12 protein-coding genes are annotated in these 9,367 nt (G+C 68.7%); all 12 read left to right on the forward strand.

What is annotated here, in order from left to right:
* Positions 1-7 precede the first annotated feature (7 nt).
* The 12 genes from ACQPYD_RS16035 to ACQPYD_RS16090 all read left to right on the forward strand — a co-directional run bounded on the left by ACQPYD_RS16035 (position 8) and on the right by ACQPYD_RS16090 (position 9,363).
* The gene (locus ACQPYD_RS16035) at positions 8-409 is read left to right on the forward strand and encodes a hypothetical protein (protein ID WP_433701779.1); all 402 of its coding nucleotides are present in this window, start codon (positions 8-10) and stop codon (positions 407-409) included.
* Between the two features lies 1 nt (position 410).
* Positions 411-779 carry a hypothetical protein gene (locus tag ACQPYD_RS16040; protein ID WP_433701780.1) on the forward strand — a complete coding sequence of 123 codons (369 nt, stop codon included), beginning with the start codon at positions 411-413 and terminating at the stop codon, positions 777-779.
* A 1-nt stretch (position 780) separates the two neighbouring features.
* Positions 781-1,161, forward strand: coding sequence for a hypothetical protein (locus ACQPYD_RS16045; RefSeq protein ID WP_433701781.1), 381 nt, complete (start codon positions 781-783; stop codon positions 1,159-1,161).
* An 8-nt stretch (positions 1,162-1,169) separates the two neighbouring features.
* Positions 1,170-1,439 (forward strand): hypothetical protein, encoded by a 270-nt coding sequence (locus ACQPYD_RS16050; protein WP_433701782.1) that lies wholly within the window; start codon positions 1,170-1,172, stop codon positions 1,437-1,439.
* The gene (locus tag ACQPYD_RS16055) at positions 1,432-1,707 is read left to right on the forward strand and encodes a hypothetical protein (protein WP_433701783.1); all 276 of its coding nucleotides are present in this window, start codon (positions 1,432-1,434) and stop codon (positions 1,705-1,707) included. The genes ACQPYD_RS16050 and ACQPYD_RS16055 overlap by 8 nt, the downstream gene beginning before the upstream one ends.
* A gap of 8 nt (positions 1,708-1,715) precedes the next feature.
* Positions 1,716-2,174, forward strand: coding sequence for a hypothetical protein (locus tag ACQPYD_RS16060; RefSeq protein ID WP_433701784.1), 459 nt, complete (start codon positions 1,716-1,718; stop codon positions 2,172-2,174).
* Positions 2,175-2,257: 83 nt separating this feature from the next.
* The gene (locus ACQPYD_RS16065; protein ID WP_433701785.1) at positions 2,258-3,076 is read left to right on the forward strand and encodes an Ig-like domain-containing protein; all 819 of its coding nucleotides are present in this window, start codon (positions 2,258-2,260) and stop codon (positions 3,074-3,076) included.
* An 86-nt stretch (positions 3,077-3,162) separates the two neighbouring features.
* Positions 3,163-3,537, forward strand: a complete 375-nt coding sequence (locus ACQPYD_RS16070) for a hypothetical protein (protein WP_433701786.1) — start codon at positions 3,163-3,165, stop codon at positions 3,535-3,537.
* Between the two features lie 122 nt (positions 3,538-3,659).
* On the forward strand, positions 3,660-3,959 hold the full coding sequence (locus ACQPYD_RS16075) for a hypothetical protein (protein WP_433701787.1): 300 nt from the start codon (positions 3,660-3,662) through the stop codon (positions 3,957-3,959).
* Between the two features lie 4 nt (positions 3,960-3,963).
* Positions 3,964-7,467, forward strand: a complete 3,504-nt coding sequence (locus ACQPYD_RS16080; RefSeq protein ID WP_433701788.1) for a hypothetical protein — start codon at positions 3,964-3,966, stop codon at positions 7,465-7,467.
* Entirely contained in the window at positions 7,457-8,341 is an 885-nt protein-coding gene (locus ACQPYD_RS16085; RefSeq protein ID WP_433701789.1) for a hypothetical protein, read from the forward strand. The genes ACQPYD_RS16080 and ACQPYD_RS16085 overlap by 11 nt, the downstream gene beginning before the upstream one ends.
* Positions 8,342-8,349: 8 nt before the next feature.
* Positions 8,350-9,363 carry a hypothetical protein gene (locus ACQPYD_RS16090; protein ID WP_433701790.1) on the forward strand — a complete coding sequence of 338 codons (1,014 nt, stop codon included), beginning with the start codon at positions 8,350-8,352 and terminating at the stop codon, positions 9,361-9,363.
* Positions 9,364-9,367 lie beyond the last annotated feature (4 nt).

A 9,367-nucleotide genomic window follows, 5' to 3' on the forward strand; every position in this document is an offset into this window, starting at 1 on the left:
GTGTCCCGTGGCTCCTGTGTACGCAACGCCCGAGGAGCTCGCCACCTGGCTGGGTCTTGATGAGCCTCCGGTCGGCGCTGTGACGGCGCTGCGGGACGCCTCTCTCATCGTCGACGGGCTGCTGATCGGCGCTGTCTATGAGACGGACGCCGACGGCAAGCCCACGGACCAGCACGTGATTGACACCCTGCGGGACGCCACGTGCGCGCAGGCCGCCTTCAAGCCCAAGGGCAGCAACACGCCGGCGCCGGAGGGCGGGCGACCAACGACAGTGAAGGTGGACAAGGTGTCCACTGGCTTCGCAACAAACCCGGCCACGGGCGAGGTCATCAAGGAGCCCTACTCACAGCAAGCCCTGGACATCCTCCGCATCGAGGGGCTCATCCCCGCGCACCCCCGGGTGGTGTGACGTGCTGCCGATCATCACGGACCAGGTGTACGTGCTCAGGCCGCCGATCGTGGAGGACGCACACGGCAACAGGTCGAGGTCCACAAAGGACTGGGCGGCTGCGGTTCGCACGGGCCCTTTCGACGCCTGCGTGCAGCCGGACTCGGCCACGCTCGGCGCGTCGCTGGCCACCAAGGAGGAGCGCAGAGGCGGGCGCGAGCAGCTGTCGAAGTCGGTGCAGGTGTTCTTGCAGCCGGGGACGGACGTGCTCGCTACGGACGGACTGGAAATCAACGGGCGCATCTGGCAGGTCAACGGCGAACCCTTCACTCTCCCCGACGTCGGCGGTCTCGGTCACATGATCTGCAAGGGCGACTGGATCGAGGGGTGACATGGGTCGCGTTGAACTGAACCAGGCGGTGATCAACCGGCTGGGGTCGTGGGGTCCCGTCGACGACGACATCCGCAACCGTGCCCGTCGTGTGCAGGCGATGGCGCGCGGCCGTGGTCCCATCGACACGGGCGACTACGTGTCCTCGATCGACACCGAACGCCTCGAACCCCACGGGTGGAGAGTCATCGCCCGCGACCGCAAGAGCGCGTGGATCGAATTCGGTACCCGCCCGCACATCATCCGGCCGCGCACGGCCGGCGTCCTGTGGTGGCCCGGCGCGGCTCACCCGGTAGCGATGGTCCGTCACCCGGGCACTAGACCCACCGAGAATCTCGCCGAAGCGCTCGAACTCGCGGCGCGCGGCACCACACACACCTAGGAGCAGCAATGCCGCACGTCAAGATCGGCTACCCGCACAAGGCCCCCGACGGATCGAAGCGAACGCAGGGCGAGACCGTGTACGTGTCCAGCGCTGAGGCGGAGGGCATCGTCGCTGATGGCAAGGGCAAGATCGTCAAGGTCTCTCCGAAGGAGGCCGTGAAGATCGCCGAGGCATCCAAGCCCAAGGACGACAAGCCCAAGGCGAAGGACGAGGCCCCGAAGCCCCTCCCGAAGCGGCCCGTGGCCACGAAGACGGAGAAGCCCACCGATGGCTGACCTGCCCGTCATCCGGGTGGAGCGGCACGGCGACGAGCAGCGGGTGACCCTCGATGGGAAGCCGCTCCCGATCGCTGTGGACGATGGCATCCGGATCATGTCCGCGCCCGGCTATCCGGCGGGCATCAACGTCACGATCCTCGCGAGTGCTGTGGAGCTGGTGGACTCGAACGCGCCTCGTGTCCCCGAGGCGGAGAAGGAACGCGTCGCCAGCTATCTCGACAGCAAGGCTCCGCCGTCGTCCTGGCGGCCACCCAAGCGCAGCTAGGGGGCGTCGTGGCCCTGCCCGTCATCCTCTACCCGGACGCTGAGCTGGTCGCGATCACCTGGCACCGGGAACGCCTCGGCGGCGCAGTCGGCATGGTGTGCTCGGAGCTCCCCGAACCCGAGCTGTTCGCGGCGTCGCTGCCGATCGTGCAGTTCGTCAGGCTCCCGTCGCCGCCTGCTGATCGCAGGGTGCACGACATCGCGCGTCTCCAGTGCATCGTCCGAGTGGACGAGGCCACGGGGAGGCCCGGAGCGATCGACCTCGCCGGATACGTGTCCGCGCACTTCGCCGCCATGTCCGGGCAGACCATCACCCTCCCGGCGACCACGTACACGCCGGGCGGTGCGGCCACCGTCGGGTGCGTCCGCCACCAGTCGAACCCCAGCCCGTTCCGCGACGACAACACCAACCTGCTCGCCATGAGCTTCACAGGCGAACTGTACCTGCGCCCATTCAGGGTCACCTGACCCACCCTCGACCACACCCCGACGCCTCATGGTGCCGGGGTTTTCCCATGCCCGCACCAGGGCTGACAACCCCAGGAGGGGACATGGCGGACAGCGTCAATGCCATCAGGGCCTATGGAACTGACGGCGGTAAGTGCTACGTCGCGCCGCTCGGCTCGCAGCTGCCGGAGGGTCTGGACGCGTTCGGGCCGGAGTGGTGGGACCTCGGCGCGATCGACCCCGCCGGCCTGACCGAGGCCTACGAGGAAGAGCGCAACGAGAAGAGGCCCCTCGGGTACAAGTCGCCCGTCAGGACCGATATCACCGGCGTCACCAAGACTTTCACCACCCCCATGTGGGAGATGAACGTCTACACCCAGGCCCTCTACGACAACGTCGACCTCAGCGCCCTGGAAGAGCTTCCCGGGGGCATCATCACGTACCCCGTGTACCGGCCCACCGGGCAGCGCAAGTACATGCTCGCCGTCGACACCTTCGACGGGGTCAACCACGAGCGCACCGTCGCCGCCATCGCGGAGGTCACCACCCGCGCCGAACGGTCCAAGAACGCCGAGAACGTAACCGCTTCGGGCCTCACGTGGACCGTGTACGAGGCCAGCGACGGCCTCATGTTCAACAGGTACTTCCTCTCCGACGGCATGTGGCTGCCCGTGGAGTCCCTCGCTGTCGACGGAACCGCGGCCGTCGTCGTGGCTGCGACGACGCAGCTCACCGCGACCGCGACCTTCTACAACGAGACCACCGACGACGTCAGTGCGACGGCCACCTGGGACACCTCCGCGCCCCTCATTGCGACCGTCGACGCCGACGGGACTGTCACCGGGGTCGGCGCCGGGTCCGCAACCATCACCGCGTCGTACCGGGGCGTGTCCGACACCCTCGCGGTCACCGTCACCGCCTAAAGACCGGTGGGTGGGCGTCCGCGCAGGTGCGCCCACCCGCCTACACCAACCTGCGCTCAACCTGCGTGAACACGAGGAGTTCTGCCATGACCGCTGCCCGAAAGCCCGCCGCGAAGAAGCCCGCTGAGCCCGTTCAGGAGAACCGGCAGACCGTTGCCGTCGCCGAACTCGTCGACCACAGGGGAGCGCAGGAGAGCGAAGCCCTGTCCTTCGCCTACTCGTTCGCCATGGCCAACGGCGACGAGTACCAGTTCAAGCCCGTCCATGACTGGCCGATGTCCGCAGAGGTCGCCATGCACACCGGACGCCTCGGACAGTGGCTCCCCGAAGCTCTGGCTGACCCGAAGCAGTTCGACTCGCTCCTGAAGCACACGTCCCGTGAGATCGGGCGCATCGTGCAGTTCTACCGGACCAAGACCGGGGTGGACGCGGGGGAAGGCGACAGCTCCTCTACGTCCTAGAGGAGCACCCGCGTGAGGTTGAGCTGGACCTGCTTGACCGTGGCTACGACATTCTCGACTTCTATCGTCGCGAGATCAGCTTCCGCCGCATGGTCCTGCTCGTCATCCATGACATGGCGCGCATGCCCCGCACCCGTGCGGCACTCACCGGACGCGACCCGGGACGGCCGTGGTCGGAGCTGAACGACCAGCTGGCGCTGCTCGACTCCCGGCTCCAGGCGCTCATGCGGGTCATGTGGGTCGGCGGTCGCCTCAAAGGCGAACCCCCCGACATCCACCCGTACCCGGTGCCCGCCGCGAAGGGTGAGAAGGCACAGGAGCGTCAGTCGCGTCGCCCTGACCCGCGCAAACAGGCGTACCTCGAAAGATTCGCGCCACCCAAGAGGCACCTGAAGCTCGTCAAGACACCACCACCAGAGTGAGGGGGTGTCCGACGTGCCGGATGCCGGATCAGTGTGGGTTGACGTCCTGCCCGACCTGAAGAAGTTCGGACCTCGGCTGCGTGCTGAGCTTCAGAAGCACGCCGGTCGCGGCATGGACGTGCCCGTCGGACTCGACTCGACGAAGGCCAAGGCGGAGCTCGACGCCTTCCGCCGTCAGGTCGACAACCTCGGCCGGCGCACCCCGCGCATCACCGTGTCAGCGGACACCCGCACCGCGCTCGCCAGCCTGGTTCGTGCCGAGAAGGCCGCGGACCGGCTGGACGGGCGCGTCATCAACATGCGCGTCAACACCAGCGGTGACGGCCCGGTCGCACCCATCGCCCCGAGGACCCCCTCTGCCCCGTCGGGTGGAGGGGGCGGCGGGAGCACGCCCCGAAGTGGCGTCGGGCAGCAGCGTCCGTTCTCTGATGTGTCCCCCGCCGGGGTCCTCGCGATCACCACCCTCATCCCCCCGCTCGTGCCCGCCGTGGGTGCGCTCGCCGGGGGTCTGGGCGCGGTCGCGTCGGGCTTCACTGCCGCCAGCGTGGGCGCGCTCGGCTTCGCTCTGGCCGCGGTCCCCGCGATCCGCGAAGCCAACGCCGCGACCGGCGATCTGACCTCCGGTCAGCGCGAGTTCCGCGACTCCATGGGTGGGCTCACCGCGTCGTGGCAGACCTTCCGTGCGGCAACGGACCGCCCCGTGCTTCAGGCAGCTGCGTCCGGCCTGGACGTCGCCAACGTGGGGCTGCGTCTGCTCACCCCAGCGACGAACCGCACCGCTTCGGCACTCTCCACCCTCGGCGACGAGGCGCGGGAGGCACTCGGCAACTCGCGCTGGACGGCGTTCTTCAGCTTCATCTCCCGACAGGCCAACCCCAGCACGATCACCTTCGGCCGCTCCATCGGCAACCTCGCCAGCGGCGTCGCCGGGCTTGTGATGAACATGGAGCCGCTGTGGACTGTGGTCGCTCCCGGCCTTGAGCGGTCCACCGCACGCTTCGCCGAGTGGGGTCACGAAGCCGAGAACTTCACCGACTTCATCGAGTGGACCCTGGCCAACGGGCCCGTCTTCACCGAGATGTTCGGGTCCATCGCAGGTGCCGCCATCGACGTCGGTGTGGCCATCGGTCCGCTCGGCACCATCTACGCGCAGGGCCTCACCGTCTTCGCGGAAGCGATCTCCATGGTCGCCGAGACGGCCCCGTGGCTGCTTCAGGCGGCCATCGCGGCGAAGACCGCGCAGGTCGCTTTCAGCCTTTTCGGGCGGGTCAACACCTCGCTGATCCAGCCCATGCGGGAACTCCCCGGGCACATCCGCGAGTACACGTCCAGCCTGTCCACGGTCGGCACCAACGCCACCACCGCAGCGACCGGCACCTCGCGCTTCTCCGGAGCCCTGTCCGGTGCGGTCGGCGCCCTCGGCGGCCCGTGGGGCATCGCCATCGCCGCTGGCGTCATCGCCCTTGGGGCTTTTGCGACTGCCAAGGCGCGCGCCCGCCAGGAGACGGAGGCGTACACCGCCGCCATCCAGGCCGACGCTGGGGCGCTCGGCGAGTCCGCGCGCGCCCTCGCCGTCAAGAACTTGGAGGAGGAGGAAGCCCTTCAGCTCGCCGAACGGCTGGGCTTCTCCACCGACCGCGTCACCGACGCTGTCCTCCGACAGGGCGGAGCCTACGAAGAGGTCGTCGGCAGCATCGACGAGCAGATCGCCGCCTATGACCGCATGTACGACGCGGGCGAGATCAGCCACCAGCAGTGGTCCGGGTCGGTCACTCAGCTCATGGAGCTGCGGGACGCCATCGAGGAGGAAGCGACCGCGGTCGATGGGGCGGGTGAGTCGTACCGTCGCCAGACGGAGGCGATGGGCCCGGCCAGGGAGGGGCAGGACGAGCTCAACGCGTCGATGGCTGAGGGGGCGTTCCAGGCCCGCGACCTGAAGACGGCTCTCGACGCGCTGACCGGCGCTCATGTGTCGGCGGTCGAGGCAGAGTCGAACTTCCAGGCCGCCGTAGACGCCGCCACGGCCAGCATCTCCACCAACGGCGCGACGCTTGACCTGAACACGGAGCAAGGCCGCGCTAACGAGTCGACCTTGCGTCAGATCCGCGACACCACCATCGCGAACACGGAGGCCACGCGGCTCAACGGCGAGTCCGTCGCCGAGCAGACCGCGACCGCGGCGCGCGGCCGGGAGGAATTCGTCAGGGTCGCCCGGCAGATGGGGCTGACGTCGTCCGAGGCTGAGGATCTCGCCGATGAGTACCTCGGCATCCCCTCGGACGTGCGCACCGCCATCGAGGTCAGGGCAAACGGCACGTGGGCGGGAGTGTCCGCGTCCGCGTCAAACGCCAACCCGTTCAGGGGCGCGTCGGCGTCGACGTTCGCGGTCGGTGGTCCGGTGTCCGGGCCGGGCACGGCGACGTCGGACTCGATCCCCGCGTGGCTGTCCGATGGCGAATTTGTGCAGCCCACGCACGTCGTGGACCACTACGGCGTGGGCTTCATGGAGGCGTTGCGGCACAAGCAGATCCCCAAGGGCACTGTCCAGGGATTCGCGAAGGGAGGCCGTGTCTCCCGGGGCGCGGGTTCCACTGCGTGGGATGTCATCGACGACCACAAACGAGACATCCGACCCGAGTGGGAAATCCTCGTCAACTCGCTGATCGGCCGCGTTGGCGACAGCATGGCCGCGGACTTCAAGTCCTCCGTCCAGGGCCCGATGGGCGTGGTCGGGCTCGCTGAGGCGTCGCTGGGCAGGTATCCGGAGTCGGGCGGCAACAACAGGAACGCCATCACCGAGTGGTTTGGGATGAACGGTGCGCCGTGGTGCGCAATGTTCATCAGCTGGCTTTTCGCCCAGTCGGGTGCCTCCCGGGCGCTCGGAGGGGCCGCCAGAACCGCGTGGACCGGCGACTACTACACGAGCGGGATGCCGCGCACAAACAGCCCGCAGCCCGGCGACGTCGCCGTGTACGGCACGTCGCATGTCAACCTCGTCGCGTCGCCCGGCGGTGGCCGGCGCATCGGCGGCAACCAGAGCAACAACGTGACAGCGGCGCCCTACTCGGGGGGCGCGATCTTCCGCCCGAACTGGTCGGCTGCCGGTTTCGCTCACGGCGGGCTCGTGTCCATCGCGGACATCGTCCGCCAGGACAGGGAGCAGGACGAACGCTCCGGGATGTCGCCGCTGGTGCGGCAGATCCGGGAGATCGCAGGGTACGCCAACGGTGGGTTGGCGTCCGGGTGGGCGGTCGTCGGGGAGGACGGACCCGAGCTCGCGAGATTCGACGACCCCGCGCGCGTCTACAGCAACGCCGAGTCGGCGCGGATGCTCGCCACCGCAGGCAAGGCCACAACACAGGCGCCGACGACCGGAGGGGGCTCTTCGCCCCTCGTGGGCGAGTACCACCAGCACCTCCACAACGGGGAGGCGACCTTCCGCGAGGGCATGTCTGAGCTCACCCACACCCTCCGCGTGGTCCGCAAGGGAGGCGTGTATGCCGACTGAGCTGCAAGAACGCCAGTTCGAACTCAGCGGGCTGCTCTTCGGGGACCTGACCCCTGTGCAGTGCGACGACGTCGACCTCGGTGACGTCGCCCGCCGCACAGGGGACGCCGACTCCCCCGGAGCGGACGGCCAGCAGTTCGGCCTCGACTACCACGACGGGCGGGTGATCAGCCTCGACCTGTGGACCGACACCACCACCGCAGCCGACGCCCGATCAGCGTGGGGGGCGCTGCGCACCGTATGGTCAGCCGACCAGGTGCGCGGCGTCTCCCGGGCCGTCACCACCCTCCGCATGCGCATGCCGGGCACTGACACCGTCCGCGTGTACGGCCGACCGCGGCGGATGACACCCGCCTCACAGCGCATGCGCGACGCCGGGATCGTGGACCTGGTCGCGGACTTCCAGACCGCGGACAGGGGCTTCTACGCGGACGTGGAGCAAGAACGCACCCTGACCCTCCTCCCGAACCTGTCGGGCGGGCTCATGGTGCCTTTCACCCCGCCCGCCACCCTGAACGCCATCAGCAACTCGGACTCGACCATGGCCACCAACACGGGCGACACGCCCACATGGCCCGTCATCACCTTCCGCGGACCCATCACCAACCCCAGCGTGGAATGGGTCGCCACCGGATCCCGGCTCACACTCCAGACCACCCTCGGCGCCAGCCAGACCGCCGTCATCGACACCCGACCGTGGGCACGCACCGCCCTGAGGAACGACGGAGCGAGCCTCGCCGGCCAACTCCGCGGTCCGCGCCTCAGCGAATTCACCCTGCCCACGGGATCCACCCAGATCGCGTTCCGCGGACAGGACCCCACCGGCACCTCATCGTGCGTCGTGCACTGGCGCGACTGCTTTTCGACCCCCTAGGAGGACCTGTGGCTTTCGGTAGCGTCTACGCCGTGGACGGCTCGGAGCTGACGGGCCCGGTCCTACGCGCCCAGCTCCAGTCCGCAACCAGGGCGGGTGAGGGCATCATCGAATACGGCGACCTGCGGGTGCGTGAGCTCGCGGTGCCGGGCACGTCGGTACGGGTGGCGTCGGGTGCGTGCGTGATCCGCGGGAAAGAGGTGTCCTTCCAGGGGTCGTACTACGGGACGAACTTCGGCGAGGAGACCGTCACCATCCCGGAGACAGGTGCGTCGGCGCGCTCGGACATGATCGTCGCCCAGGTCGAGGACCCCACCATCTCCGGGTCCCCGTGGAGCCACGACCCCGCCACGGAACCCCTCATCTACATCCGGGTCATCCCCGGGGTGCCGTCCACGGCGACGACCATCGCGGAGACGTCGCAGCCCGGCATCACGGCGATCCCCCTTGCCCGGGTGGACCTTCCCGCGTCCACGGGCACGGTCGAGCAGGAGCACATCGTCGACCTGCGGCAGATGATGGACGAGCGCTCCAAGGTCGTCATGCGGGTGCAGCGCGGCGTTAGCCCGATCGACTACGCAGGCAACATCACCTCGCCCGACTTCGAGAACTGGCCGAACCTGGTCTGGGACGACGTCGACATCCCCGTGTGGGCCACGCAGGTGCAGATCGACGCCGTGTGGGGGCAGACAGGATTCTTCCCCGACGACTACTCCGGGTCCGGGTCCACCGACGCCCGCGGAGAGGCCCGCGTGTCCCTCGGCGTGACCGGCAACGTGGTGCGGAGCGCGTGGTCGTCTTACAACTTCAACCAGCTCTCGCCGACGAACGGGATCAGGGTTGCGATCTTCAACTCCGACCAGGTCTTGATTCCTGCGGCGATGCGCGGGATCACGACTTCCTTGCAGATGCAGGTGTCCGGCGACCCGCTCGCGGGCGGCCGACTCCGCGCGGACGGGGCTTCGAACTACAGGGTCACCCTGAACTTCCTGGAGCGCCCGGTCGTGGACGTGGACGCGTAGGGGG

This window comes from Nocardiopsis sp. CA-288880, assembly GCF_050955985.1.
In the GTDB taxonomy this organism is placed as follows: Bacteria; Actinomycetota; Actinomycetes; order Streptosporangiales; family Streptosporangiaceae; genus Nocardiopsis; species Nocardiopsis tropica.

Bases quoted from the DNA above. Each gene is read 5' to 3' on its own strand.
- ACQPYD_RS16050 (WP_433701782.1), top strand. From the start codon at position 1,170: ATGCCGCACGTCAAGATCGGCTACCCGCACAAGGCCCCCGACGGATCG.
- ACQPYD_RS16085 (WP_433701789.1), top strand. From the start codon at position 7,457: ATGCCGACTGAGCTGCAAGAACGCCAGTTCGAACTCAGCGGGCTGCTC.
- ACQPYD_RS16055 (WP_433701783.1), top strand. From the start codon at position 1,432: ATGGCTGACCTGCCCGTCATCCGGGTGGAGCGGCACGGCGACGAGCAG.
- ACQPYD_RS16065 (WP_433701785.1), top strand. From the start codon at position 2,258: ATGGCGGACAGCGTCAATGCCATCAGGGCCTATGGAACTGACGGCGGT.
- ACQPYD_RS16045 (WP_433701781.1), top strand. From the start codon at position 781: ATGGGTCGCGTTGAACTGAACCAGGCGGTGATCAACCGGCTGGGGTCG.
- ACQPYD_RS16070 (WP_433701786.1), top strand. From the start codon at position 3,163: ATGACCGCTGCCCGAAAGCCCGCCGCGAAGAAGCCCGCTGAGCCCGTT.
- ACQPYD_RS16075 (WP_433701787.1), top strand. From the start codon at position 3,660: ATGCCCCGCACCCGTGCGGCACTCACCGGACGCGACCCGGGACGGCCG.